The sequence below is a fragment of the Streptomyces sp. NPDC051940 genome (assembly GCF_040680895.1).
In the GTDB taxonomy this organism is placed as follows: domain Bacteria; phylum Actinomycetota; class Actinomycetes; order Streptomycetales; family Streptomycetaceae; genus Streptomyces.
The window spans coordinates 43,986-69,875 of record NZ_JBFAXR010000015.1 but is presented as its reverse complement, the minus strand read 5'-3'; the positions used below and the strand labels follow the sequence as shown (position 1 = coordinate 69,875).

The 25,890-nt window shown below is 72.9% G+C and carries 25 protein-coding genes and 1 pseudogene; 15 read left to right on the top strand and 11 right to left on the bottom strand.

From position 1 onward, the window contains the following. Positions 1-243: 243 nt before the first annotated feature. The gene (locus tag AB0M28_RS09405) at positions 244-1,470 is read right to left on the bottom strand and encodes an ROK family transcriptional regulator (protein ID WP_365400329.1); all 1,227 of its coding nucleotides are present in this window, start codon (positions 1,468-1,470) and stop codon (positions 244-246) included. A gap of 259 nt (positions 1,471-1,729) precedes the next feature. Between AB0M28_RS09405 and AB0M28_RS09400 the strand changes: the two genes are divergently transcribed. Next, positions 1,730-3,085, top strand: a complete 1,356-nt coding sequence (locus AB0M28_RS09400; protein WP_365400326.1) for a hypothetical protein — start codon at positions 1,730-1,732, stop codon at positions 3,083-3,085. Beyond that, a complete protein-coding gene (locus tag AB0M28_RS09395; RefSeq protein ID WP_365400323.1) occupies positions 3,085-4,974 on the top strand; it encodes a glycogen debranching N-terminal domain-containing protein in 1,890 nt (629 codons plus the stop codon). Before AB0M28_RS09400 ends, AB0M28_RS09395 begins: the two co-directional genes overlap by 1 nt. Before the next feature lie 16 nt (positions 4,975-4,990). On the opposite strand, the pseudogene AB0M28_RS09390 reads toward AB0M28_RS09395, so the two are convergent. After that, positions 4,991-6,373, bottom strand: a pseudogene (locus AB0M28_RS09390) (MFS transporter); the annotation flags it as partial. Positions 6,374-6,425: 52 nt separating this feature from the next. Then, the gene (locus AB0M28_RS09385; protein WP_365400320.1) at positions 6,426-7,952 is read right to left on the bottom strand and encodes an MFS transporter; all 1,527 of its coding nucleotides are present in this window, start codon (positions 7,950-7,952) and stop codon (positions 6,426-6,428) included. Positions 7,953-8,041: 89 nt separating this feature from the next. On the opposite strand from AB0M28_RS09385, the gene AB0M28_RS09380 reads away from it, so the two are divergent. Both AB0M28_RS09380 and dusB read left to right on the top strand, forming a co-directional pair. Beyond that, positions 8,042-8,896, top strand: coding sequence for a helix-turn-helix transcriptional regulator (locus AB0M28_RS09380; protein WP_365400317.1), 855 nt, complete (start codon positions 8,042-8,044; stop codon positions 8,894-8,896). 44 nt (positions 8,897-8,940) lie between these two features. After that, on the top strand, positions 8,941-10,071 hold the full coding sequence (gene dusB, locus AB0M28_RS09375; RefSeq protein WP_365400315.1) for a tRNA dihydrouridine synthase DusB: 1,131 nt from the start codon (positions 8,941-8,943) through the stop codon (positions 10,069-10,071). A 104-nt stretch (positions 10,072-10,175) separates the two neighbouring features. Here the strand turns inward: dusB and AB0M28_RS09370 are convergent, their stop codons facing one another. From AB0M28_RS09370 to AB0M28_RS09355, 4 genes are all read right to left on the bottom strand, one after another. Then, positions 10,176-10,661, bottom strand: a complete 486-nt coding sequence (locus AB0M28_RS09370) for a hypothetical protein (RefSeq protein WP_365400312.1) — start codon at positions 10,659-10,661, stop codon at positions 10,176-10,178. A gap of 71 nt (positions 10,662-10,732) precedes the next feature. Next, positions 10,733-11,230: a hypothetical protein gene (locus AB0M28_RS09365; RefSeq protein WP_365400309.1), complete on the bottom strand. Its 498-nt coding sequence runs from the start codon at positions 11,228-11,230 to the stop codon at positions 10,733-10,735. A 52-nt stretch (positions 11,231-11,282) separates the two neighbouring features. Then, the gene (locus tag AB0M28_RS09360; RefSeq protein WP_365400307.1) at positions 11,283-12,620 is read right to left on the bottom strand and encodes a hypothetical protein; all 1,338 of its coding nucleotides are present in this window, start codon (positions 12,618-12,620) and stop codon (positions 11,283-11,285) included. Between the two features lie 15 nt (positions 12,621-12,635). After that, entirely contained in the window at positions 12,636-13,109 is a 474-nt protein-coding gene (locus AB0M28_RS09355; protein ID WP_365400304.1) for a hypothetical protein, read from the bottom strand. Positions 13,110-13,348: 239 nt separating this feature from the next. Here AB0M28_RS09355 and AB0M28_RS09350 point away from each other — a divergent pair, with 239 nt between their 5' ends. Then, on the top strand, positions 13,349-13,678 hold the full coding sequence (locus AB0M28_RS09350) for a DUF4333 domain-containing protein (RefSeq protein ID WP_365400301.1): 330 nt from the start codon (positions 13,349-13,351) through the stop codon (positions 13,676-13,678). Between the two features lie 94 nt (positions 13,679-13,772). Here the strand turns inward: AB0M28_RS09350 and AB0M28_RS09345 are convergent, their stop codons facing one another. Then, positions 13,773-14,894 (bottom strand): MBL fold metallo-hydrolase, encoded by a 1,122-nt coding sequence (locus tag AB0M28_RS09345; RefSeq protein ID WP_365400298.1) that lies wholly within the window; start codon positions 14,892-14,894, stop codon positions 13,773-13,775. A 261-nt stretch (positions 14,895-15,155) separates the two neighbouring features. Here AB0M28_RS09345 and AB0M28_RS09340 point away from each other — a divergent pair, with 261 nt between their 5' ends. From AB0M28_RS09340 to AB0M28_RS09325, 4 genes are read left to right on the top strand one after another with little or no spacing between them, the layout of a single operon-like run. Beyond that, positions 15,156-16,121, top strand: a complete 966-nt coding sequence (locus tag AB0M28_RS09340) for a metal ABC transporter substrate-binding protein (protein WP_365400295.1) — start codon at positions 15,156-15,158, stop codon at positions 16,119-16,121. Positions 16,122-16,175: 54 nt separating this feature from the next. Continuing rightward, positions 16,176-16,976, top strand: a complete 801-nt coding sequence (locus AB0M28_RS09335; RefSeq protein WP_365400292.1) for a metal ABC transporter ATP-binding protein — start codon at positions 16,176-16,178, stop codon at positions 16,974-16,976. Then, the gene (locus AB0M28_RS09330) at positions 16,973-17,881 is read left to right on the top strand and encodes a metal ABC transporter permease (RefSeq protein WP_365400289.1); all 909 of its coding nucleotides are present in this window, start codon (positions 16,973-16,975) and stop codon (positions 17,879-17,881) included. Before AB0M28_RS09335 ends, AB0M28_RS09330 begins: the two co-directional genes overlap by 4 nt. Further along, positions 17,878-18,291: a Fur family transcriptional regulator gene (locus tag AB0M28_RS09325; protein ID WP_365400285.1), complete on the top strand. Its 414-nt coding sequence runs from the start codon at positions 17,878-17,880 to the stop codon at positions 18,289-18,291. The genes AB0M28_RS09330 and AB0M28_RS09325 overlap by 4 nt, the downstream gene beginning before the upstream one ends. A gap of 22 nt (positions 18,292-18,313) precedes the next feature. Here the strand turns inward: AB0M28_RS09325 and AB0M28_RS09320 are convergent, their stop codons facing one another. Continuing rightward, positions 18,314-18,760: a hypothetical protein gene (locus AB0M28_RS09320; RefSeq protein ID WP_365400282.1), complete on the bottom strand. Its 447-nt coding sequence runs from the start codon at positions 18,758-18,760 to the stop codon at positions 18,314-18,316. Positions 18,761-18,920: 160 nt separating this feature from the next. Between AB0M28_RS09320 and AB0M28_RS09315 the strand changes: the two genes are divergently transcribed. The 3 genes from AB0M28_RS09315 (at position 18,921) to AB0M28_RS09305 (ending at position 21,716) form a co-directional block, all read left to right on the top strand. Continuing rightward, the gene (locus tag AB0M28_RS09315; protein ID WP_365400279.1) at positions 18,921-20,303 is read left to right on the top strand and encodes a glycine--tRNA ligase; all 1,383 of its coding nucleotides are present in this window, start codon (positions 18,921-18,923) and stop codon (positions 20,301-20,303) included. A gap of 138 nt (positions 20,304-20,441) precedes the next feature. Continuing rightward, the gene (locus AB0M28_RS09310; protein ID WP_365400276.1) at positions 20,442-21,371 is read left to right on the top strand and encodes a DUF4394 domain-containing protein; all 930 of its coding nucleotides are present in this window, start codon (positions 20,442-20,444) and stop codon (positions 21,369-21,371) included. Between the two features lie 132 nt (positions 21,372-21,503). After that, the gene (locus tag AB0M28_RS09305; protein WP_365400273.1) at positions 21,504-21,716 is read left to right on the top strand and encodes a hypothetical protein; all 213 of its coding nucleotides are present in this window, start codon (positions 21,504-21,506) and stop codon (positions 21,714-21,716) included. Between the two features lie 12 nt (positions 21,717-21,728). Here the strand turns inward: AB0M28_RS09305 and AB0M28_RS09300 are convergent, their stop codons facing one another. Both AB0M28_RS09300 and AB0M28_RS09295 read right to left on the bottom strand, forming a co-directional pair. Beyond that, on the bottom strand, positions 21,729-22,316 hold the full coding sequence (locus tag AB0M28_RS09300) for a TetR family transcriptional regulator (RefSeq protein ID WP_365400270.1): 588 nt from the start codon (positions 22,314-22,316) through the stop codon (positions 21,729-21,731). Positions 22,317-22,329: 13 nt separating this feature from the next. Beyond that, positions 22,330-23,361, bottom strand: coding sequence for an aldo/keto reductase (locus tag AB0M28_RS09295; protein ID WP_365400267.1), 1,032 nt, complete (start codon positions 23,359-23,361; stop codon positions 22,330-22,332). 212 nt (positions 23,362-23,573) lie between these two features. On the opposite strand from AB0M28_RS09295, the gene recO reads away from it, so the two are divergent. From recO to AB0M28_RS09280, 3 genes are read left to right on the top strand one after another with little or no spacing between them, the layout of a single operon-like run. Next, positions 23,574-24,320, top strand: a complete 747-nt coding sequence (gene recO / locus AB0M28_RS09290) for a DNA repair protein RecO (RefSeq protein WP_365400264.1) — start codon at positions 23,574-23,576, stop codon at positions 24,318-24,320. Between the two features lie 40 nt (positions 24,321-24,360). Then, positions 24,361-25,188, top strand: coding sequence for an isoprenyl transferase (locus AB0M28_RS09285; protein ID WP_365400261.1), 828 nt, complete (start codon positions 24,361-24,363; stop codon positions 25,186-25,188). Between the two features lie 59 nt (positions 25,189-25,247). Then, positions 25,248-25,766 (top strand): YcxB family protein, encoded by a 519-nt coding sequence (locus AB0M28_RS09280; protein WP_365400258.1) that lies wholly within the window; start codon positions 25,248-25,250, stop codon positions 25,764-25,766. Positions 25,767-25,890 lie beyond the last annotated feature (124 nt).

Below are 25,890 nucleotides of genomic sequence, written 5' to 3'. Positions count from 1 at the left end.
CCTACGGGCGGCCGAAGGCCGGACGCGCAACGCACCATGAAGCCCGGCCGGCGCCTGAGGCCGAGGCGCGCAGCGCCGACAACGCCCGCCGCCAGGCGTCAGGGCGAGGGGCCCAGAACCAGCCCGGCCGGCGTTTGAGGCCGAGCGCCGTCCAGGCGCGAAAGCGGGCGCAGCCCGCAAAGGGGGCCCGGGGGCGAAGCCCCCGCAGCGCAACGGGACCACGCCCCCCACACCGCGGCGGCCCTACACCCCCAGGGCCGCCAACCGCGCATCGGCCGTCCCCGGCTCGTACAGCGCCTCCACCACCATCGCCCCCGCCCCCAGCAACCCCGCCCGCTCCCCGAGCCCCGCGGTCACAACCTCCAGATGCGCCGTCGTACGAGGCATCGCCCGCTGATACAAGAGCTCCCGCACCCCGGTAACAAACGGCACCGACGCCAGATCCCCGGCCACCATCAACACCCCGGGATTGAGCAGCGTCACGACCGTGCCGAGCACCTCCCCCACGCGCCGCCCCGCCTCCGCGGCCAGCCGCACCGCCTCCGGGTGCCCGGCCGCCAGCAGCCGCCGTACGTCGGAACCGGACGCCGCCGGGACCCCGGAGGCGGTGAGCGCACGGGCGATCGCGCCACCGCTCGCGACGGCCGCCAGACAGCCGTACGAGCCACAGCTGCACAGCGCGTCGGGGACGTCGTGCAGCCGGATGTGGCCGATGTCGCCGGCGCCGCCGTCGATGCCCCGGTAGACGCCGCCGTCGACCACGACGCCCGCGCCGATGCCGGTGGACGCCTTGATCAGCAGGAAGGCGGAGCAGTCCGGATGGCCGGCGCGCTGCTCGGCGTACGCCATCAGGTTCGCGTCGTTGTCGACGTACACGGGCAGCGGCACCGGGAGCGACGGCAGCCGCCGGGCGAGGGCCGCGCGCAGTACGGGTCCCACCGGTACGCCGTCCCAGCCCGGCATGATCGGCGGCTGCACGAGCCGCCCCGCGGCGACGTCGACCGGCCCGGGCACGGACAGCCCCGCGCCGCACACCGCGTCCGGCCCGCGCCCCGTCTCGGCGAGCAGCTCCGCGAACCAGCCGCCGAGCCGGTCCAGCACCGGCTCCGGCCCGGCGTCGACGCTCAGCCCGCCGGTCCGCTCGGCGAGGACGCGGCCGGTCAGGTCCAGCGCGGCGGCGCGGGCGTGCCGGGTGCCGAGGTCCGCGGCCAGCACCAGGGCGTGGCCGCCGTCGAACTCCAGCCGGGCCGAGGGGCGGCCGACGCTCGGCGAGGGGGCGGAGCCGCTCTCGCGGATCCAGCCCGCCGCGAAGAGCTGGTCGAGGCGCTGGCCGACGGTGCTCCGAGAGAGCCCGGTGACGCGCTGCAGTTCACCGCGTGTGCAGGTGCGGCCCGCGCGGATCAGCCGCAGCAGTTCGCCCGCGGTCGCACCGCGCGGCGCCCTGACGTCGTACGCCGTCAGCGCAGGCATCGCACCCTCCCCTTCCTGGAACCCCCGAGGTCACTCGTACGGCTGTACGCAGCGTGCCCCATTCGGGCCACGGACGCACGTACCCCCGAACGAGGGTCCGCCCCGGCACCGGGCGGCATCCGCCCCCAACTGGGCGCGCACACCGTCCTCTTACCCCACTATTCTGCTTGCCCAGACGGCAATACCGCGCTAATTTTGCTTGTTAAGTGGACGTAACTCCTCGATGTCCCCTTGATGTCTCACGCCCTCCGGAGCGCCCATGGAACGCCTGGCCGCACCTCCCGGGCCGCGCCGCCAGGCCGACGCCGTCGCCCGGGAAGCCGAGCGCGTGCTCGCCGCGAACTGGACCGGCGCCTCCACCGTCCCGTCCCGCGCCCTCTATCCCCACCAGTGGAGCTGGGACTCCGCGTTCATCGCGATCGGTCTGCGGCACCTGTCCCCGTTACGGGCCCAGCTGGAGCTGCGCACGCTGCTCGGCGCCCAGTGGGGCGACGGCCGCGTCCCGCACATCGTGTTCAATCCGGCCGTCCCGAAGGGCGCGTACTTCCCCGGCCCCGACTTCTGGCGCTCGTCCACCGCCGGCCGTGCCGCCGGCGCCCCGCGGCACGTCGAGACCTCCGGCATCGTGCAGCCGCCCGTGCACGCGCTCGCCGTCTGGCTGGTGCACCGGGCCGCTCCCCGGGAGTCCTGGCGGCGCTCCTTCCTCGCCCACGCCTACCCGCGGCTGCGGGCCTGGCACCGCTATCTCACCGGCCGCCGCGATCTGGGCGGCCACGGGCTGCCGGCCGTGGTCCACCCCTGGGAGCCGGGCATGGACAACAGCCCCTGCTGGGACGCCCCGCTGGCCCGCGTCGCCCCCGCCGACCCCGCGTCCTTCCGGCGCGCCGACCTCGACGCCGGCGCCGCCGCCGACCGCCCGACGGACCTCGACTACGGCCGCTACGTCCGCCTCGCCGCCGACTACCGCGACGCGGGGTACGCGGACGGCGTCCCGTTCCCCGCCTTCGCCGTGGAGGACCCGGGCCTGTGCACGCTGCTGGCCCTCGCCGAGCACGCGATGGCGGAGATCGCCCTGGCCCTGGGCACGGACCCGACGCCGCATCTGGACGAGGCCGCCCGGCTCACCTCGGCGCTGGTCCGCCGGCTGTGGTCGCGGGAGGCCGGCCAGTTCCTGTGCCGGGACGTACGGGCCGACGCGCTGGTGCCCGAGCGCAGCGCGGCCGGTCTGCTGCCGCTGGTGCTGCCCGGACTGCCCGCCGGGATCGCCGCGGCCCTGCTGCGCACCGCGCAGGGCGGCCACTTCGGCCTGGCCGGCGGCAGCGGGCTGGCGCCCAGCTACGACCTGCTGGGCACGGCCTTCGACCCGAACCGCTACTGGCGCGGCCCGGCCTGGTTCAACGTGAACTGGCTGCTGGAGCGCGGACTGCGCCGGCACGGCTTCGTGGACCCGGCCGACGCCCTGCGCTCGGCCGTGGTGCGTACGGCGGCGGGCTCCGGCTTCGCCGAGTACGTCGACCCGCGCACCGGACGCCCGCACGGCGCCCGCGACTTCAGCTGGACGGCCGCCCTGGCCCTGGATCTGCTCGCCGACGACGAACCCGAGGGGGGTCTGTGATGCCCGGAACCGACCACAGCCTGCTCTTCCACGGCGAGACCTTCGCCGTACTGAACCCGGCAGGCGACATCACCGGGGCGCGCGGCGCGCTCCCGGAAGGGCTGTTCGTACGCGACGCCCGCCATCTGAGCCGCTGGCAGCTGACCGTCGACGGGGCCACCCCCGACGTGCTGGCGCCCGGCGTGCTGGTGCCCCACGTGGGCCGGTCGGAGCCGCCGCCGCACACGGTCGCGCGCGAGCAGCAGGTGCGGGCGGACGGTGTGCTGGAGGACCGGATCCGGGTCGTGGGCAACCGCGCCGAGCAGGAGACGGTCCGCCTCGCGCTCACCGTGGACGCGGACTTCACCGACCTGTTCGAGCTGCGCTCGGACCACCGCTGGTACGAGAAGGCGCACGCGGTGCGCACCCGCGAGGTCCATCCCGACGGCGTGGAGTTCGGCTACCGGCGCCGCGAGTGGCGCTCCGCCACGGTGATCACGGCCTCGCCGGCGCCGGACGCGGTCGAGGAGACGGGCAGCGGCGCCCGCCGCCTGGTCTGGCTGCTCGAACTCCCCCCGCACGGCACGGCCGAGCTGCTGCTGCGCGTCGAGGCCCGCCCGTACGACGCACCGGACCACACGGTGCTGCCGACGCCGGACGACGAGGTGCCGCTGAGAGCCGGCGAGGCGGTCTGGCCGGAGCTGCGGCGGGCGTGCGAGCAGGGGCTGGCGGACCTCTCCCGGCTGCTGATCCCGGCGCAGGGGCCGGAGGGCGAGGCCCTACGGATCCCGGCGGCGGGCGTCCCGTGGTTCCTCTCACTGCTGGCCCGCCACGCCCTCATCACCTCGCTCTTCGCCCTGCCGTACCGGCCGTCGCTGGCCGCCGCCACCCTCCCCGCGCTCGCGGCGACGCAGGCCACGGAGACGGACCGGACGCGCGGGGCGCAGCCGGGGAAGATCGTGCACGAGGTGCGCAACGGGGAGCTGGCGCACTTCGAGCAGGTCCCGTACGGCCGCTACTACGGCTCGGTGGACTCCACGCCGCTGTTCCTGATGCTGCTGGGCGCGTACACGGACGCCACGCACGACGACAAGCCGGCCCGGCGGCTGGAGCGGCACGCGCGTTCGGCGGTGACGTGGATGCTGGAGCACGGAGGCCTCGAGGACCGGGGCTACCTGGTCTACCGCGCGGACGAGGGCGGCCTCGCCAACCAGAGCTGGAAGGACTCCCCCGGCGCCGTCTGCTTCGCCTCCGGCGAGCGGGCGCGCGGCGCGATCGCGGCGGCGGCGCCGCAGGGTTACGCGTACGCGGCGCTGCGGGCGGTGGCCGCGCTGGCCCGTACGGTGTGGGAGGACGGGACGTACGCGGACCGGCTCGACGGTCTGGCGGCGGACCTGCGCGAGCGTTTCGTACGCGACTTCTGGCTGCCGGCCGAGGACTTCCCGGCCCTGGCACTGGACGGCTCGGGCACCCGGGTGGACGCCCTGGCGTCGGACGCGGGCCATCTGCTGTGGTGCGGGCTGCTGGACGAGGAGCGGGGCGTACGGGTGGGCCGCCGCCTGCTCAAGTCGGACTTCTTCTCCGGCTGGGGCATCCGCACCCTGGCCACGGGCCAGCCGGCGTACCACCCGCTGTCGTACCACCGGGGCAGCGTCTGGCCGCACGACAGCGCGATCGCCGCGCTCGGCCTGGCCCGCTACGGCCTGCGGGACGAGGCGGCCACCCTGGCCCGGGCCCTCACCTCCCTGGCGGAGCACACCGCGTACCGCCTCCCCGAACTCACCGCCGGCTACGCCCGCCCGGACCACCCGGACCCGGTCCCGTATCCGCACGCGTGCAGCCCTCAGTCGTGGGCGGCGGCGGCCCCGCTGGCCCTGGTGTCGGCGGTGACGGGACCGGCGCCGGCCTGAGCGCGGACGCCGCGGCCTCGGCCGTGCCCCGCGCCCAGCGGCCCGTCGTCACCAGGCCCAGGACCAGCACCGCCACTCCGCAGCCGGTGACGATCCACCACGCCGGACCGGACGCCGCCACGAAGCCCGAGGCGGCGAGGCCCGAGGCCAGCACCGCGCCGATCACCGCGACGCCCAGCGCGTTGCCCGTCTGGCGGCTCGTCGAGGCGACGGCCGCCGCCACGCCCGCCTGGGCGTCGGGCATGCCCGAGACGGCCGTGTTCGTGATGGGGGCGTTCACCAGGCCGAAGCCGAGGCCGAACAGGACGTACGCGGTGAGGAGTCCGGGGGTCGAGGTCTCCACCGGGAACGCGGCGAAGAGCAGGCCCGACAGGGCCATCAGCGGACCCGCCATGAGCAGGGACGGGCGCGGGCCGTACGCACCGACGAGGCGGCCGGAGAGCGGGGCGCAGACGAAGGTCGTCGCCGCCATCGGGAGCATCCACAGGCCGGCCTGCAGCGGCGAGTAGCCGCGGACCTCCTGCAGATAGAGGGTGTTGAGGAAGAGGAACCCGGACAGCGCCGCGAACGCGCTGATCGCTATCAGCGTCGCGCCGCTGAACGGCGCGCTGCGGAAGAAGCGGGGGTCGATCAGCGGTTGGCGGCGGCGGAGTTCGTACGGGACGAGGACCGCCAGGGCGCCGAGCGCGACGGCCGCCGAGGCGAGGATCAGGGGCGAGGACACGCCCCGGCCGGGGACCTCGATGATCGTGAACGTCAGTCCGCCCAGGAACGCGATCACGAGGAGCTGGCCCACGGGGTCGGCCCCGCGCGGGTGCGGGGCGCGGGACTCCGGCACGTACCGCGCGGTGAGGAGCAACGCGAGCAGGCCGACGGGCACGTTGATCCAGAAGATCGCCCGCCAGCCGACCGACTCGACGAGCAGCCCGCCGACCAGCGGGCCCGCCGCCATGCTGATGCCGACGACCCCGCCCCACACCCCGATGGCCCGGGCGCGCTCGCGCGGTTCGGTGAACGTGTTCGTGATGATGGACATCGCCACCGGGTTGAGCATCGAGCCGCCGACCGCCTGCAGCACCCGGAAGGCGATCAGCCAGCCGAGCCCGGGGGCGAGACTGCACAGGACGGAGGCGGCCGTGAAGAGCGCCAGGCCCGTCTGGAAGGTGCGGCGCCGGCCCACCCGGTCACCCGTCGAGCCGGACAGGATCAGCAGCGACGCCAGCACCACCGCATAGGAGTCGATCACCCACTGCAGACCCGAGACGGAGGCGTCGAACTCCTCGCGGAGGGTGGGCAGGGCCACGTTGATCGCGGTCGTGTCGAGGCTGACGATGAGCAGGCTCAGGCAGCAGATGCCCAGGATTACGGGCCTGTTCACGCTGTTCCGCCTGGGGCTCATACGGGCCAACCTACCGACGTTCGTTGCCCCTGCCACCTACCGGGTCACCCGCTCACGCCACCTTCCGCGGCAGCCGCAGGCTCACCGCGCACGTGAGGGCGATGCCGACGAGCTGCGCCGCCAGCGCCCACAGCAGCGCGTCCCGCACGCCCAGCGACGGCACCAGCGCCAGGTACAGCGAGCCGACGACGGCCACGCCGAGCGCCAGCGACGACTGCTGGTTGGTCACCGCGAGCCCGCTGCCCGCGCCGGCGCGCGAGGCGGGGACGGCACCGAGCACGATCCGGAAGTACGTCGGCAGCTGCAGCCCCTGCCCGAAGCCCGCGACCGCCATACCGGGCGCCAGCCCCAGCGGACCGAGGTCCGGCCACCGCCACAGCGCGGTCACGGCGATCAGCGCGATACCGACGGCCTGGATCGCCTGGCCCACGAGCAGCACCCGGCTGCCGAACCGGTGGATGAGCTTCGGGCCGGTCAGCGAGCCGACGAAGAACGTGGCGCACATCGGCGCCAGCGCCAGCCCCGCGGCGACCGGACCGAGGTCCAGCCCCTCCTGCAGGGACAGGGCGATGACGAACATGAAGCCGCCGAAGCCGATGAAGAACGGGATGCCGAGCGCCAGTCCGCGCCGCAGCGCCGGCTCACGCAGCAGCGACGGCGGCAGCAGCGGGCTGCCCCCGGTGGTCTCGCCGCGGCGCTCCACGGCGTAGAACAGCCACCCCAGCAGCGGCGCCGCGGCCAGCAGCAGCCAGGACCACAGCGGCCAGCCGGCCGCCCGGCCCTCGGTGAGGGGGAGCAGCAGCGCGAGCAGCGTGGCGCCCAGCAGCACCGTGCCGGCGAGGTCGCCGCGGGCGGGCTGGGCGGCGCGGGTGTCGGGGACGGTGCGCAGGGCGAGCAGCAGGGCCACGGCCACGACGGGCACGTTCACCAGGAAGATCGAGCGCCAGCCGGTGCCGAACAGGTCGGCCGTGACCAGCACGCCGCCGATCAGCTGGCCGGAGATGCTGGCGATACCGCCGGTGGCGCCGTACATGCCGAGCGCCCGGCCGCGCCGCTCGCCGCTGGTCGCGGCGTGGATGGTGGCCAGCACCTGCGGCAGCATCAGCGCGGACGCGGCGCCCTGCGCGGCGCGGGCGGCGACCAGCGTGCCGGCGTCGGGGGCGATACCGCAGGCCAGCGAGGTGAGGCCGAAGGCGACCAGACCCCACAGGAAGAGCCGGCGGCGGCCGAAGGTGTCGCCGAGCCGGCCGCCGAGGACGAGGAGGACGGCGTACGCGATGCCGTACGCCGCGACGACCATCTCCGTCATCGACTCGCCGGCGGCGAGGTCGCGCTGGATGGTGGGGAGGGCGACGTTGACGATAAAGAAGTCGATCATGGGGAGCGCGGCGCCGAGCAGCACGGTGACGAGCCCGAGCGTGCTCAGCCCGCCGTGCTCCGCGGGGCCCGGCGTGCCGTGCTCGTCCGCGGTACGGCCCGGGGCGACCTCCGCGGCCCGGCGCACCCGGGGCAGGACGGTGGCGCGGGACGGTTCCCGGCCGGTCAGGGTCTTCGCTGTGTCTGTCACGCTGTCCACCATCGCCCCGTTCCCAGGGTGGTACCAGAGAGCGTTTATCCAGGTATAAGAACCACCTGGCAATGGGCTGCCGCACGCGGCACCCTGGAAGCATGACCACCTCCGCCGACGCCCGCCGCGAACTCGCCGCCTTCCTGCGCAGCCGCCGCGAGCGCATCTCGCCCGAGCAGGTCGGCATGCCCGCCGGCCGCCGCCGGCGCACGCCCGGGCTGCGCCGGGAGGAGGTCGCGACCCTCGCCGCGGTGGGGGTGACCTGGTACACGTGGCTGGAGCAGGCGCGGGACATCCAGATCTCGGCGCAGGTGGCGGACGCGATCGCGCGGGCGCTGATGATGGACCGCGACGAGCGGGCGCACCTGTTCCATCTCGCCGGGGTGCCCGACCCGACGCCGCAGGACAACTGCCTGGGGGTGTCGCCGCAGATCCAGAGCATGCTGCGGCAGCTGGAGCCGTTCCCGGCGTGCGTGACGAACGGGCGGTACGACATCGTGTCGTACAACCGCACCTACGGTCGGCTGGTCGGCGATCTGGACGCCCTGCCGCCGCAGGACCGCAACATCCTGTGGCTGGCCTTCACCCATCCCGCGTGGCAGGAGGGGCTGGCGGACCGCGACGAGATGGTGCGGCTGATGGCGGCGAAGTTCCGGGCGTCGATGGCGGAGCATCTGACCGAGCCGCCGTGGAAGACGCTGCTGAAGCGGCTGCAGGACGCCTCGGCGGAATTCCGCGAGATCTGGGACCGCCACGAGGTGCTGCAGCCCGACAACCGCTCGAAGTGCTTCCTGAACCCGGACGTCGGCCGGCTGACCTTCGACTTCCGCCATCTGTTCCTGCAGCCCGGCACAGGGCCGAGGCTCACGACGTACATCCCGGCGGACGCGGAGACCGGGGTGCGGCTGGAGCGGCTGTACGACATCGTCCGGGCACCGGCGCTGGCCGCCGTGTGACAATGGGAGGTCGTCCCGCCCCCGTACCCCCGAGGACCGCCCCGATGACCCAGCTGCAGATCGGCCCGCACACCGTGCGGCCGCCCGTGGTGCTCGCGCCCATGGCGGGGATCACGAACGCGCCGTTCCGGACGCTGTGCCGGGAGTTCTCCGGCGGCAAGGGCCTCTTCGTCAGCGAGATGATCACGACCCGGGCGCTGGTCGAGCGCAACGAGAAGACCATGCAGCTCGTCCACTTCGACGCGAGCGAGAAGCCCCGCTCGATCCAGCTGTACGGCGTGGACCCGGTCTACACGGGCAAGGCGGCGCGGATGATCGCCGAGGAGGGCCTGGCCGACCACATCGACCTGAACTTCGGCTGCCCCGTACCCAAGGTCACCCGCAAGGGCGGCGGCTCCGCCCTCCCCTACAAGCGCAACCTGCTGCGCTCCATCCTCCGCGAGGCCGTCGCGAACGCCGGCGGCCTCCCGGTGACGATGAAGATGCGCAAGGGCATCAACGACGACCACCTCACCTACCTCGACGCGGGCCGGATCGCCGTCGAGGAGGGCATCACCGCGATCGCCCTGCACGGCAGGACGGCCGCCCAGCACTACGGCGGTACGGCGGACTGGTCGGCGATCGCGCGGCTGAAGGAGCACGTCCCGGAGATCCCGGTGCTGGGCAACGGCGACATCTGGAGCGCGGACGACGCGCTGCGGATGGTGCGGGAGACCGGCTGCGACGGGATCGTCGTGGGGCGCGGGTGCCTCGGGCGGCCGTGGCTGTTCGGCGATCTGGTGGCGGCCTTCGAGGGGCGCGCGGAGTACGCGAAGCCCTCGATGAAGGAGGTCGCCCTCGTCATGCGCCGCCACGCCGAGCTGCTCGGCGAGTGGATGGGCGACGAGGCGCGCGGCGTGACCGACTTCCGCAAGCACGTCGCCTGGTATCTGAAGGGCTTCTCGGTCGGCTCGGAGGTGCGCCGGGGCCTCGCGGTGTCGTCGTCGCTGGCGGAGATGGACGACCTGTTCGACCGCATGGACCTCGACCAGCCCTGGCCGGAGCACGGCGCCGACGGCCCGCGGGGGCGGACCGCGGGCCGGGACAAGGTGGTGCTGCCGGAGGGCTGGCTGGACGACCCGTGGGAGTGCGCCCGCCTGGAGGCGGACGCGGAGGCCGACACGTCGGGAGGGTGACCGACGGGCTCAGAGCCTGCCTTCCACCGGCCGCTCAGAACTTGCCGAGCACGCCCTTCCACCGGCCGCTCAGAGCTTGCCGAGCACGCCCTTCCACCGGCCGCTCAGAGCTTGCCGAGCACGCCCTTCCACGCCCAGCCCGACTTCAGCACCGTGTCGCGCAGCGGGTCCTTCATCGCCCCGCTGTCGAAGCGGAAGGTCTCCGTCGCCCCGCCCTCGCCCACCGTCCAGTGCACGGACGTGGTGGGCGCGGGGCCGCGCCCGTACTCACCGAGCACGGGGACGCCCTCGACCCACGTGACCTCCCAGTGCTCGTCCAGGGCGCGCACCACGTTGTCCTCCGGGACCAGCCGCATCCGGATCCGGAAGGAGCGGGTGAGCTGGGAGTCGTAGAAGACGCCCTGCCAGCGCGGCTCCGCCATCCGCCACTCGGCGACCAGGTCGGCGTCCTCGGGGGCGCCGTCCCGGACCAGCCAGGGCAGGTCCGGCGAGTCGAGGGCCAGCAGCGCGGCGCGGAGGTCGGCGGCGGGACGCGGTTCGACATCGCTGTCGGGTCGCTTCGTTCCGGTCAGTCTGTCGAAGATTCCCATCGCCCCAACCTATGCGGTCACCGGCGGCCGGGACAACGCCCGGCGGGAGCCCTCGGCGGCCGTACGACGGGTCAGGCGCCCGCCCCGGCGTCCGGCCGGACCGTGGCCACGAACTCCTGGAAGTCGTTGAGCGCGGTCTCGTGCTGCGCCGCCGTCGAGGTCAGCGTGAGCCGGATCACCGCCGCCTTCGCCGGGTCCACCACGTCCTGGACCGTCAGATAGACCTGGGTCTGGGAGAGGTCGCGGGGCACCCCGCCGGCGACGGCGGAGAAGTCGAGCCGCTGGATCAGGCCGGGCGACTTCGCGGAGCCCGCCTCCCGGCGCCCCGCCACCGTCAGCGTCTCGGCGGCGCCGCGCATCCGCTGCACGGACTCCTCGGCGATGTCGGTCAGCGAGGCGCCGTCGGGGCGGAACTCGCCGTCGATGGTGATGTTCGCGGTGAATCCCGCGTCCGGCTGGGGATGCAGCGCGACGAACGCGACACCGGGGGCACCGATGTCGTCAGGATCCGCCGTACGCCAGCCCTCCGGCAGCCGGAACTCGATGGGCACCGGCAGGGTTGCTGCCATCCGGAACTCTCCTTCCCCGGGGGACTCGCGCGCCCCGGGTATCGCGGTCGGGTCAGAAAATGCTGGTGAAGGTGTCCTTCACGCCACCGGCGAAATCCTTCACCCCACCAGCCACATCGCTCACCGTATCGGTGAACTCCTTCGGGTCGAAGGTCACCTCCACGCCGACCGCGCCGCCGAGGATCGGGGAGACGCCCATCTTGCCGCCGATGTGCCACTTGCCCTGCGGGTCCTGGGTGACGCCGAAGTTGGCCTCGGCGCCCGGTCCGGCCCAGCCCTCGGCGGTCGCACCGATGCCGATGCCGCCGATGTCGCCGCCGCCCGAGACGCTGCCCTTGGCGCCGGCGAACGCCTCGGCGCTGACGCCGACGCCGTCCTGGCCGGCCGTGACGCTGGCGCCGGCCTCGGCGCCGACGAACGCCTCCGCACCGCCGGTGACGCCCACGTGGTAGGCGCGGGCGTTGCCCTCGGCGGACGCGCCGGCGCCGACGGAGGCGCTCGCCTCGGCGTTCAGGCCGTCGAGGTTGAGCTTGGCCGCCGCCTCGGCCTTGGCACCGGCGTACGCCTCGGCCTTGCCGTCCAGCTCCAGCGGGCCGTTGGTGAGCTTGCCCTCCGCGCTCGCGTCGCCGAGGTTGGCGTGCGCCTCGGCGCTGCCGAAGTCGCCCGCGCCCCAGTCGGGGCCCTTGGCCTCGGCGCCGGCGTTGGGTCCGTTCGCCTCGGACTTGCCCTCGGCCTGCCAGCCGCCGTCGTCCGCGGCGTCGGTCTTGGTGACCGGTGCCTGGGCCTTCGCCACGTCGGCGGAGGCGTCCGCGTTGAAGCCGCCGACGCCGCCGCCGTCCATCGAGGAGTCGGTCGTCGCGGCGGACAGCGCCCGCTGCACGCTCTGGTCGTACTCGTCGACGTGCTGCACGCCCTTGGCGATCGCCTCGGTCCACTCCCGCTCCCGCTGCCGGGCCAGCGCCAGCACCTGCGGGTAGTCCGGATCGTGCTGGGCGTCGCTGCGCTCCTGCGGGGAGAGCTTGTCGAAGCCGACGTACGTGGCCTTGCCGGCCGCGTCGACCTTGAAGTCGTTCGACTCGGCGTCGGCGACCGTGTCCTTCACGGCCTTCTGCAGCCGGGTCAGTTCGGTGTGCGCCTGCCGCAGCACCCCGGCGACGGCCTGCGCCTCGCTCTGGGCGGCGCTGTACTCGAAGGCCGTGGCACGGGTGTTGGTCTGGTGCGCGTTGAACGCCTCGCCCCGCCAGTTGCCGTTGGAGAGGAAGCGCGCGACGTTCTGCTCGTAATCGCCCTTCAGCTCACCGAAGCGCTCGCCCATCTTCTGCCACGCCGAGGCGCTGTCGCCCAGCGGCGACAGATCGGCGGTCATGACGTCCTGGTACGTCAGCGGCATGATCGTCCCCCGTGGTCAGAGCTGGTTGAGGCCGCTGTTGAACGGCTGGCCGGAGTTCACGCCGTAGAGCTGGCCGCCGGTGGTGCCGTCCTGGCCCTGGAAGAGGTTGCTCGCGCCGCTCAGCGCGTTGTGCTCGCCGCCCAGCCGGGTCAGCAGCCGGTTCACCTGTCCCTGCCAGACGCTCATCGCCTGCGACAGGCCCTTCTCGGTCCCCCAGGCGGACAGCCCCTTCAGGCCCGTGTCCGGCTTGGCGAGGATCGACGGCGGGCCGCTCGCGCCCGGCGCGATCATCGGCGGGTGCACCTGGCCGCCGCCCTCGGCCATCCGGCCGGCGGACTGGGTCTGGGGCACCAGGGTGCCCTCCAGGTAGCCGGCGGCGCGCTTCTTGTCGGCCGCGGAGCTGGCCAGGGTGCCCGAGCCTCCGCCGCCGCCCCCGGCGTCCGCCTGGTTGAGCTGCATCTGCTGTGCCGGAATGTCCCCCGCGCCCACGGCAAATCTCCCTCGCGCTGCGGCCTGCCCCCGAGCGGGCAGGTGCCGGGCATGAACTTTACAACTTCGCGGTTACGGGCACATGCGTGCGCCCCGACAGTGGACACGCGTCACACCGGGCCGCCGGTTCCCTGCAGTTGGGATGACCCCTCCCGGCCCTGCTCCGCGCCGCGTCCGGCCCCCGGGGCGGGGAACCGGTGTCTGATAGCGTGACGCGTCCATTTCGTGGGAGAGGACTCATGGGCGGCTATATGCGGAACACCGTGGCGGGCGTCGTCGTCGCCGTGGCCATCGGCGCCCTCGCGGCCTGCAGCGCCGAGGCGGGCACCACCTCGTCGGTGGGGACCGAGGACCTGGAGAAGAAGGTGACCACCACGCTGACCGAGAAGGTCGGCCAGGCGCCGAAGTCCGTCGACTGCCCCGACAAGCTGAAGGCGGAGGAGGGCGCGACCACCCGCTGCACGCTCACCGCCGAGGACGGCTCGAAGATCGGGCTCACGGTCACGGCGGGCAAGCCGGACGGCGACGACGTACCCATCGACATCAAGGTCGACGACAAGCCGATGTGACGGAGGCGGGCCCGGGGATCCCGGGCCCGCTCCTTTCTTCCGGCAGTCTTCTTTCCTTCGACTCTCTTCGCCGCGCCCGTTCCGCCTTCTGCTGCTACGCCCGTTCCGTCTTCACCGACGGCTGGGGGCGTACGGCGGACACCGGGGTCTTCGGCACCGCGGCCACCTCGCGCCACCAGGGTGCGGCGGGCAGTGCGGCGGCCTCCGGCTCGTAGGACTCCCCCGGGCGCGGGACGGCCACGCGGACGTCGTGCGCCACCGCCGCCGCCAGGGTGCGCTCCGCCGGCTCCTCCCAGCGGTGCGGGGCGAGGTTGAACGTGCCCCAGTGGATGGGGAGCAGGACGCCGCCGCGCAGGTCGAGGTGGGCCCGTACCCCCTCCTCCGGGGTCATGTGGATGTCCGGCCAGAACTCCGAGTACGCGCCGATCTGGACCATCGCCGTGTCGAACGGGCCGTACTGCGCGCCGATCTCCGCGAAACCCGGGAAGTAGCCGGTGTCCCCGCTGTGGAACACCGTGTGCCGGGGGCCCGCGACGACCCAGGACGCCCAGAGGGTCTGCTGCTTGTTGCGGATGCCCCGGCCGCAGAAGTGGCGGGCGGGGGTGGCCGTCAGGGTCAGGTCCGCGACGGTGACCGACTCGTGCCAGTCGAGCTCCGTGATCCGCCCGGCCGGGACGCCCCAGTGCTCCAGATGCGCCCCTACGCCGAGGGGGACGGCGAAGTGGACGTCCAGGGACGCGAGTTCGCAGATCGTGGGCATGTCGAGGTGGTCGTAGTGGTCGTGCGAGATGACCACCGCGTCCAGCGGACCAAGGTCGGCGAGCCGCACCGGCACCGGATGGAAGCGCTTCGGCCCCGCGAAGGCGAACGGCGAGCAGCGCTGCCCCCACACCGGGTCGAAGAGCACCCGGCGGCCGTCGATCTCCGCCAGGGCGGTGGCGTGGCCGAGCCAGGTGACGCGCAGCCCCGAGGCTGGGGGGTCGTGCAGCGCGGGCGTGCGCAGGGGGATCTCGCCGGCCGGCTTGCGCCCCTCGCGGGCGAGCATCCTGCGGATCATGTCCCATCGGGAGGCGTCCCCCGCGGTGGGGGTGATGCTCGCGGGCACGGGGTTGCGGAAGGCACCCGCCCGCTCGTCGTAGTTCGGCGACCGGCGGATGCGCTCGAGTCGCTCGCCGCTCGGTTCAGCACCAAAGGCCGCAGGGCGCAGCGGGCTCATGGGCACTCCTATCGGATGGGATGCGCGTCCGGTGCCAGGAGAACGCCGAAAGGGGCGGCTGATGTTCCTGCGCACCCGGATACGCCCCGCCTCCGGCCGGTGGGCGCCACCCCGGGCCGCGGGCGGACACGAAGGCCCGCACCTGCGCCTACGCGAATACCGCGGGCCGAACAGCGCATATCGGCCGATACTGGCCCGTGGGGCCACAGGTTTGCCGCGCGAAGTTGACAACCGTTTCCATTAATGATGAAAATGAGTGTCATGAACAAGCTCCGCCGTCTGATACCCCTGACCGCCCTCGCCGGTGCCGCCGCCCTCACGCTCACCGCCTGCGGCAACGACGCCGCCGGGACGACCAGCGACGGCAAGCTCAAGGTGACCGCGTCCTTCTACCCGATGGAGTTCCTCGCCGAGCAGATCGGCGGCGACCACGTCGACGTCACCACCCTCACCAAGCCCGGCACCGAGCCGCACGACCTCGAGCTCACCCCGCGCCAGACCGCGGAGCTGGCCGGGAGCGGCTTCATCCTCTACCTCAAGAACGTCCAGCCCGCCGTCGACGAGGCGATCAAGCAGTCCGGCGTCGAGAACGTCCTCGAGGCGAGCACCCTCACCACCCTCGAGAAGACCGGCACCACCGAGGACGGCCACGACCACACCGAGGACGCCGCGGACGACGGCCACGGCCACGACGACGAGAACGGCCTCGACCCGCACATCTGGATCGACCCCGTCCGCTACGCCGAGGTCGCCGAGGGCGTCGGCGCCGCCCTCGCCAAGGCCGACCCGGCGAACGCCGCGGACTACAAGGCCAACGCCGCCAAGCTCACCGCCCGGCTCGGGGACCTGGACCAGAAGTTCAAGGACGGCCTGGCGAACAAGAAGACCGACACCTTCATCACCACCCACGCCGCCTTCGGCTACCTCGCCGACCGCTACGGACTGGTCCAGGAGGCCATCAAGGGCCTCGACCCGGAGTCCGAGCCCAGCGCCAAGCGCGTCCAGCAGCTGCACGAGGTCGCCGAGCACGACGGCGTGCGGACCGTCTTCTTCGAGACCCTGGTCAGCGACAAGACCGCCAAGACCCTGGCCGGAGACCTGGGCCTGAAGACGGACGTCCTCGACCCGCTCGAGGGCATCACCGACCAGTCGAAGGGCGACGACTACTTCGCCGTCCAGGAGGCCAACCTGCAGGCCCTGCAGAAGGCCCTCGGCGCCACCGCGTAACCGACGACAGAGAACGACACAGAACGTCAGAGAACGACAGAGAGGCCGCACCCCATGTCGCAGCCCGGGAAAGCCGCCGGCAGCCCGCCGCCGGTCGTATGCCTGTGCAACGCGCACGCCGCGCTGGGCGCGCGGCCGGTGCTGCGCGGGATCGACCTCACCGTCGGGCGCGGCGAGGTCGTCGCGCTCCTCGGCGCGAACGGCTCCGGCAAGTCCACCGCCGTCCGCTCCATCGTCGGCCAGGTGCCGCTGAGCAGCGGCGGCGTGGAGCTGTTCGGTACGCCGCTGCACCGCTTCCGCGACTGGGGCCGGATCGGCTACGTCCCGCAGCGCTCCACGGCCACCGGCGGCGTACCGGCGTCCGTCCGCGAGGTCGTGTCCTCCGGGCGGCTCTCCCGCTCCCGGCTGCGCCCGCTGGCGCGCGCCGACCGGGCGGCGGTCGACCGGGCCATCGAGCAGGTGGGCCTGGCGGACCGGGCCAAGGACTCCGTGCACCGCCTCTCCGGCGGCCAGCACCAGCGGGTCCTCATAGCCCGCGCCCTCGCGGCCGAACCGGAGATCCTGATCATGGACGAGCCGCTGGCCGGCGTCGACCTGGCCAGCCAGCGCGTCCTCGCCGACGTGCTGCGCGAGCAGGTCGCGACGGGCGTGTCCGTCCTGGTCGTACTGCACGAGCTGGGCCCGCTGCAGTCCCTCATCGACCGCTCGGTGCTGCTGCGCGACGGCCTCGTCGAGCACGTCTACGAGCGGTCCGAGTCGGCCGCCGTCCTGCACGACCCCGCCTGCCACCCGCACCCCGACGGCGCCGCGCCCGTCGCCGTCGACGCCGACTGGACCACCGGACTACTGACATGAGCTTCCTGCAGCCCGAATTCATGCAGCGTGCCCTGCTGGCCGCGCTGCTCGTCGGCATCATGGCCCCGGCCGTCGGCATCTACCTCGTCCAGCGCCGCCAGGCGATCATGGGCGACGGCATCGGCCACGTCGCGCTCACGGGTGTGGCGCTCGGCTTCCTCCTCAACACCTCGCCGGTGTGGATGGCCGTGCTGGTCGCCGTCGCCGGCGCGATCGTGATGGAGCTCATCCGCTCGTACGGCAAGACGCGCGGGGACATCGCGCTGGCGATGCTGTTCTACGGCGGCATGGCCGGCGGTGTCATGATCATCAACCTGGCGCCGGGCGGCTCGACCGCCAACCTCAACTCGTATCTCTTCGGCGCGATCACCCTGGTCAGCGACTCGGACGTGCTGTCCATCGGGATCCTCTCCGCCTTCGTCCTGCTGGCCATGCTGGGGCTGCGCCGGCAGTTCTTCGCGATCAGCCAGGACGAGGAGTTCGCCAAGGTCACCGGCATCCCCGTGCGGGTGCTGAACCTGCTGCTCGCCGTCACGGCCGCGGTGACCGTCACGGTCGCGATGCGGGTGGTCGGCCTGCTCATGGTGTCCGCGCTGATGGTGGTCCCGGTGGCGGCGGCCCAGCAGGCCACCCGGGGCTTCGCGATGACGCTGGCGCTGGCGATGGCGTTCGCGGTGCTCTCCACGCTGTCCGGGACGGTCTTCTCGTTCTACGTGGACGTCCCGCCGGGCGCGAGCATCGTGCTGATCGCGATCGCGCTGTTCGCCGTGGCGACCGTCGCCGCGCTGCCACTGGCCCGCAGAGCCGTACGGGCCGAGCGGGCGCGGGCCTCCGCCGAGGACCCGGGGGCCTGGCACAATGGCCGCTCGGAGGCGACGGCTGCGACCAGCAGGAGGCAAGCGTGACGACCGCAGGTCCCCCCGTACGCGGGCGCTCCACCCGGCAGCGGGCCGCGGTGGCGGCGGCGCTGGACGAGGTGGACGAGTTCCGCAGCGCGCAGGAGCTCCACGACATGCTCAGGCACCGGGGCGAGTCCGTCGGCCTGACCACGGTCTACCGCACGCTGCAGTCCCTGGCGGAGTCCGGCGACGTCGACGTCCTGCGGACGACCGAGGGCGAGTCGGTGTACCGCCGCTGCTCCACGGGCGAGCACCACCACCACCTGGTCTGCCGCGTCTGCGGCAAGGCGGTCGAGGTGGACGGCCCGGCGGTGGAGACTTGGGCGGAGTCGATCGCGTCCCAGCACGGTTTCGTGGACGTCGCCCACACGGTGGAGATCTTCGGCACCTGCGCGGACTGCGCCACGGCGGAGTAACGGTTCGGCAGGCGGGCCCGCCTCAGCCGTCGTAGCAGCGGTACGAACCGTCGTCCTGCTGCGCCATACGCGGGTGGTCCCAGCAGTGGAGCATCGGCGCCACGGCGTACACCCGCCAGCCGATGAGCAGCAGCACGGGCAGGACGAACAGCGCCACCGCGACCCGTCCGCCGGTGCGCAGCCCCCGCCAGGCGACGACGGCGGCGGCGCCGAGCAGCAGCGCCGCCACGCCCAGCATGATCACCACCACCGGTGCGACGTTGTCGTGGATACCGGGGAACGCCTCGCGGTCCTGGAGCTCGATCGTGCCCAGGGCGCTGAAGACGGCGACGACCAGGGCGGCGGCGACCAGCAGCGCGGCCCCGCAGCCGGCGGTGACGGCGCGCGCGGGCATCCGCGCCGGGTGCGCGCCCCCGGACACCGCGCCCACCGGAGCCCCGCCGCCCGTGTCCTCCGCCTCCGCAGCCATGGCGGTCACCCTAGGGCCTGCCGCCCGCAGGCCCCTGTTCTCCCCCCGTCGGAGGCCGGAGCGGGGCGACCGGACCCCGACCACTCGATTTGTAGCCCGCCCCCCGTCCGCCGGTAGGCTGAGGGGCCGCTCCGTACCCGTCGTAAATGAAGAGAGCACCGTGGCCGCCGACAAGATCGACACCATCGTCAACCTGAGCAAGCGCCGTGGCTTCGTCTACCCGTGCAGCGAGATCTACGGCGGCCAGCGCGCCGCCTGGGACTACGGTCCGCTGGGTGTGGAGCTCAAGGAGAACATCAGGCGTCAGTGGTGGCGCTCCATGGTCACCTCGCGCGACGACGTGGTGGGCCTCGACTCCTCGGTGATCCTCGCGTCCGAGGTCTGGACGGCCTCCGGCCACGTCGCCACCTTCACCGACCCGCTCACCGAGTGCACCTCCTGCCACAAGCGCTACCGCGCGGACCACCTGGAGGAGGAGTACGAGGCGAAGCACGGCAGGCTGCCGGCGAACGGCCTCGCCGACATCAACTGCCCGCACTGCGGCAACAAGGGCGGGTTCACCGAGCCCAAGCAGTTCTCCGGCCTGCTCTCCACGCACCTCGGCCCGACGCAGGACACCGGCTCGGTGGCGTACCTGCGGCCCGAGACGGCGCAGGGCATCTTCACCAACTTCGCCCAGGTGCAGACCTCCTCCCGGAAGAAGCCGCCGTTCGGCATCGCGCAGACCGGCAAGTCCTTCCGCAACGAGATCACACCCGGCAACTTCATCTTCCGCACGCGCGAGTTCGAGCAGATGGAGATGGAGTTCTTCGTCAAGCCGGGCGAGGACGAGCAGTGGCACGAGTACTGGATGCAGCAGCGCTGGGACTGGTACCGCGGCCTCGGCATGCGCGACGAGAACATGCGGTGGTTCGAGCACCCGAAGGAGAAGCTCTCCCACTACGCCAAGCGCACCGTGGACATCGAGTACCGCTTCAACTTCGGCGGCACCGAGTTCTCGGAGCTGGAGGGCATCGCCAACCGCACCGACTTCGACCTCAAGGCGCACTCCGCCGCCTCCGGCCAGGACCTGTCGTACTTCGACCAGGAGGCCGGTGAGCGCTGGACCCCGTACGTCATCGAGCCCGCGGCCGGTCTCAACCGCGCCATGCTGGCCTTCCTCCTCGACGCGTTCGTCGAGGACGAGGCGCCCAACGCCAAGGGCAAGATGGAGAAGCGCACCGTGATGCGCTTCGACCCGCGGCTGGCCCCGGTGAAGGTCGCCGTGCTGCCGCTGTCCCGCAACCCCGAGCTGTCGCCGAAGGCGAAGGGCCTGGCCTCGGACCTGCGCCGGCACTGGAACATCGAGTTCGACGACGCCGGCGCCATCGGCCGCCGCTACCGCCGCCAGGACGAGATCGGCACGCCGTTCTGCGTCACGGTCGACTTCGACACCCTCGAGGACAACGCGGTGACGGTGCGCGAGCGCGACACGATGAAGCAGGAGCGGGTCTCGCTGGACCAGGTGGAGTCGTACCTGGCGGGCCGGCTCATCGGCTGCTGACCCAGTCGTACGCGCCGAGGGGCCCCGGGAGCGGATTGTCCGGGGTTCGTAACAGCGCCAAGCCGCCGTACGCCACGCTCCGAATGAGGTGACAGCGGCCCGCAGGGGGCGGGTCGCGGCACCTTCTCTGGGGGCGTTATGCGCAAGGTAGGTAGCAAGGCCGTCGTCGGGATCGCAGCGATCTCCGCGGCGGCTTTCGGCGTTGTGGGCTGCTCGGCCGACGGGGGCGCCGCCGCGAGCGGCGGCGAGGAGCGCAGCCGGGGGTCGGTCTCCGTCAAGGCCGGCACCGGCAGCTCGCTCGACCAGCTCACCGGCGCCGGACGGTCCGCGGTGGGGCTGACGGCCGACGGCAGGCTCGTCGGCTTCCTCGTGAACAAGCCGGGGGCCGCCGTGCCGCTCGGCACGGTCAAGGGGCTCACCGGGGACACCAGGCTCGTCGCCATCGACTTCCGGGTCCAGGACGGCAAGCTGTACGGCGTCGGGGACCAGGGCGGCATCTACACCGTGCGGACGGTGGGCGCCAAGGCCACCAAGGTCGGGCAGCTGACCGCGGCCCTGCAGGGGCAGTCCTTCGGCGTCGACTTCAACCCCGCCGCCAACCGGCTGCGGGTCATCTCCGACACCGGGCAGAACCTCCGGCACAACATCGACGACCCGAACGGGGCCCCGGCGGCCGGTACGACGGCCGTCGACGGCACGCTGACCAACCCGGCCCCGGCCACCGGCCCGGCGCTCGGCGTCACGGCCGCCGCGTACACCAACAACGACCTGGACGCGACGACCGCGACGACGCTCTTCGACATCGACACCACGAACGACCAGGTGTCCGTGCAGTCGCCGGCCAACGCCGGCAACCTCGCGCCCACCGGCAAGCTCGGCGTGGACGCGGGCGCGGCGACGGGGTTCGACATCCACTACGCACCCCGTAGCGGCGTCAACACCGCGTACGCCGTGATCAACTCGAAGCTGTACACGGTGAACCTGCTGACCGGCAAGGCCACTTCGTCCGGCACCGTCGGAGGCGGCCGCCAGGTCGTCGACCTGGCACTGCCCATCGGCCAGGGCTGAGAGAGCACCCCTCCCGCACGTCAACGGCGCCCCTGACGGGGGCGCCGTTGCGTGTCGAATCACCCGATGCGGGCTACATCTCCCGGGTCATCTGCTGCACACTGGGGCCGACTTGCATCCCAGGAGGTGCACATGCACGCGATGGCCACGAGCCGGGTGACCGGCACGGACGGGGAAGGCCGCGAACACACCGTGCGGGTCGCCGGTGCGGGGAACCGGCGGCGGCTGGAGTGCGGCAGCTGCGACTGGCGGCGGCCCGCGCAGTTCCTGGCCTGGCTGAAGGCGCAGGAGCATCTTGCCGAGGCGCACGGGGCGGTGGTACCGGTGGAGGGGTCGGGGGCGTAGGGCCCCTGGGGGTTACGGGCGGAGTCCGCGCAGGAGCAGGTCCGCCACCGCGTCGAACTCCGCCTCGATCCGCGGGTTGTCCCACTCGCGCGCGTACGCCGGATCATGGAAGCGCCCCGTGGCGTGGAAGACGGCCCACGCGGCCGCCCCCGGGTCCGCGGCCTTGACCGAGCCCTCGTCCACCCCGGCCGCGAGGATCCGGGTGAGCTGGGCCACCAGCTCCGCCAGGTGCTCGTGGACGACCGCGCTGTTCTCCTCCACCAGCACCATGTACGTACGGAAGAGCTCGGGATCGGCCCCCGCCTTGCGCCGCTTGGCGTCGAACAGACCGCGCAGCCAGACCCGGGCCCGCTCGGGCGCGGACCCCTGGCCGGCGGTGAGGTCGGCCAGCTCGAGGGCCGTCACGTCCAGCCAGCGCTTGGTGACGGCCTCGCGCAGCGCCGCCTTGCTGGGGAAGTGCCGGTACACGCTGCCGTGGGAGACGCCGAGCAGCCGGGCCACGTCGACGACGGTGGCCTTGGCGGGCCCGTACCGGCGCAGCGCCTCCTCCGTCGCCTCGAGGACGCGCTCGCGGGTCAGCGGCTCCGTGGCCGGTGTCATGGATCGGATCCCCTCACTCGCCGGCGGCGCGCTTCTCGCTGTCGAGCATCGCCATCTGCTCCGGAGCGTACCTCTCCCCCGCGGCGGCGCCCGCCGGGACGGCCGCCTCGATCGCCGCCAGGTCGGCGGCGTCCAGCTGTACGTCGAGAGCGCCCAGGGACTCCGTGAGCCGGTCGCGGCGGCGGGCGCCGATGAGCGGGACGATGTCCGCGCCACGGCTGAGCACCCAGGCGATCGCGATCTGGGCGACCGTCGCGCCCTTCGCCTCCGCGATCTTGCGCAGGGCGTCGACGAGGGCGAGGTTGGTGTCGATGTTCCCGTCGGCGAAGCGGGGGCTCATCCCGCGGAAGTCGCCGGGGGCGAGGCCGCGGACGGACTCGCGGGTCATGTGCCCGCTGATCAGACCGCGGGAGAGGACGCCGTACGCGGTGATGCCGATGCCCAGCTCGCGGCAGGCGGGGAGGATCTCGTCCTCGATGCCGCGGGAGATCAGCGAGTACTCGATCTGCAGATCGGCGATGGGGGCGGTCGCGGCGGCGCGCCGGACGGTGTCGGCGCCGACCTCGGACAGCCCGATGTGCCGCACCCAGCCGGCGTCCACCAGCTCCTGGATCGCGCCGACGGTCTCCTCGATGGGGACGTCCGGGTCGAGCCGGGCGATGCGGTAGACGTCGATGTGGTCGGTGCCCAGCCGCTGCAGGGAGTAGGCGGCGAAGTTCTTCACTGCCGCGGGCCGGCCGTCGTACCCGAGGAAGGGCCCGTCCGGGGACCGCAGCGCGCCGAACTTCACGCTGATGACCGCCTGCTCACGGCTGCCCTCCCGCTGCGCGAGGGCGTCACGGATGAGCAGCTCGTTGTGCCCCATCCCGTAGAAGTCACCGGTGTCGAGGAGCGTGACGCCCGCGTCGAGGGCGGCGTGGATGGTGGCGATGGACTCGTCGCGGTCGGCGGGACCGTAGAGGGCGGACATCCCCATACAACCAAGCCCGAGCACGGAAACGGCGGGGCCGGTGACCCCGAGGGAGTGGACCGGAAGGTTCGTCATGCGTCCACGATCGCATATCGACTGACAGATTTCAATATCTGTCATCCAAACCTTGTCAGCCACCCGCCCCCGTCGACGACCGGCACCCATCCAGCCCGTCCGGCGTTTGAGGACTGAGGCGCGCAGCGCCGAACCGCGCCGCAGGCGCCGACGCGAACCCCACCCCGACCAACCCACCCACCCCCTTCACGTCATGGGAGAGAATGACTCCCATGACCCTGTTCCGCGACGACGGCATCGTCCTGCGCACCCAGAAGCTGGGCGAGGCGGACCGGATCATCACCCTGCTCACCCGCAACCACGGCCGGGTCCGCGCCGTGGCGCGGGGCGTTCGCCGTACGAAGTCGAAGTTCGGGGCGCGGCTGGAGCCCTTCTCCCACGTGGACGTGCAGTTCTTCGCCCGCGGCGGCGAGCTCGTCGGCCGGGGCCTGCCCATGTGCACGCAGACGGAGATCATCGCCCCGTACGGGAGCGCGATCGTCACGGACTACGCGCGGTACACCGCGGGGACCGCGATCCTGGAGACCGCCGAGCGGTTCACGGACCACGAGGGGGAGCCGGCCGTCCAGCAGTATCTGCTGGTTGTGGGCGCCCTGCGCACCCTCGCCGCCGGCGAGCACGCGCCGAACCTGGTCCTGGACGCCTTCCTGCTGCGGTCGCTCGCCGTCAACGGCTACGCCGCCTCGTTCGCGGACTGCGCAAAGTGCGGCATAACCGGACCGAACCGCTTCTTCTCCGTCGCCGCCGGAGGCGTGGTGTGCGGCGACTGCCGCGTACCGGGTAGCGTCGTACCCTCGCCGGAGGCCGTCGCGCTGCTGGGCGCGCTGCTCACCGGCGACTGGCAGCGGGCGGACGCCGCAGAGCCGCGGCATGTCCGGGAGGGCAGCGGACTGGTGGCGGCGTATCTGCACTGGCACCTGGAGCGCGGGCTGCGCTCGCTGCGGTACGTGGAGAAGTAGCGGCCGCGGGGGAGAAGCAAGGGATCGGAGAGTTACGCACATGGCACGACGAGGGATCCTGGGACGCCCCCGCCGCGAGTACCGGGTGCCCGACGCGCACCCGTCCGGCGCGCGGCCGCCGAAGCTGCCCGGCGAACTGGTCCCCGGCCATGTGGCGATCGTCATGGACGGCAACGGCCGCTGGGCCAAGGAGCGGGGCCTGCCCCGCACCGAGGGCCACAAGATCGGCGAGGCCGTCGTGCTGGACGTGGTCAAGGGCTGTCTGGAGCTGGGCGTCAAGAACCTCTCCCTGTACGCCTTCTCCACCGAGAACTGGAAGCGCTCCCCGGACGAGGTCCGCTTCCTGATGAACTTCAACCGCGACGTCATCCACCGCCGCCGCGACGAACTGGACGCGCTGGGCGTACGCATCCGGTGGACGGGCCGGATGCCCAAGCTGTGGAAGAGCGTCGTCAAGGAGCTCCAGGTCGCGGAGGAGCAGACGAGGAAGAACGACGCGATGACGCTCTACATGTGCGTCAACTACGGCGGCCGCGCGGAGATCGCCGACGCGGCGGCGGCGCTGGCGGCTGACGTGGCGGCGGGCCGCCTCGACCCCTCCAAGGTCAACGAGAAGACCCTCGCCCGCTATCTGTACCACCCGGACATGCCGGACGTGGACCTCTTCATCCGCCCCTCGGGCGAGCAGCGCACGTCGAACTTCCTGATCTGGCAGTCGGCGTACGCCGAGATGGTCTTCCAGGACATCCTCTGGCCGGACTTCGACCGCCGCGACCTGTGGCGCGCCTGCCTCGAGTACGCCTCCCGCGACCGCCGCTTCGGCGGCGCGATCCCGAACGAGGTCGAGGAACCGACCGCCAGGGCGTGACCGGGGAGTTGTCCCACCCCTTCGCTACACTCCCGAGCCACGCGAGCGGAGGGGGCGGTATGGACAGGGTCGCGTTCAGGTACACGTTGGGGCAGGCCGACTGGGCGGAGGGGTTCGTCGTCTGGCGCAGGGTCAACGCGAGCCGCTTCCTGCTGCGGTACGCGTACCTGACAGGTGTGGTGGCGGTCTGCTGGGTTCTCGTCACCGCCTGGGACGGCTTCACCCCGGGAGAGCTGCTGCTCGGCGCCGCGGCGGCGATCGCGATCTTCGCCGGCTGGTTCGTCGCCGCGGGCCGTGCGGCCGAGGAGTGGCACCGCGTCTCCGCCCACGCCGGCGAGCTGACGGTGACCGTCACGGAGGACGGGATCGACTGGCGCGGGGACCATCTCGAGGTGCGCCGGGCGTGGCCCGGTATGGGCGGCTACGCGGAGACCGCACGCGCCTTCGTGCTGTTCACCCCGGAGCCCGCGAGGTACCTGCTCCTCATCCTGCCCAAGCGCGGCCTCGCGGATTCCGGGACCGGCCCGGAACACGTGCGGGAGCTGCTCGCGGCGCATCTGCCCGAGCTGTGGCGGTGAGCGGACCGGGCGGCCGCCACGGCCGGGACCGGCCACCGCGCACTCTGTGACGCAGGTCACATTGGCGAACTGTCACGCCACGCCACGTCGGCTTGTCCCATCGGCGTCACCGGGAAGCGCCCGG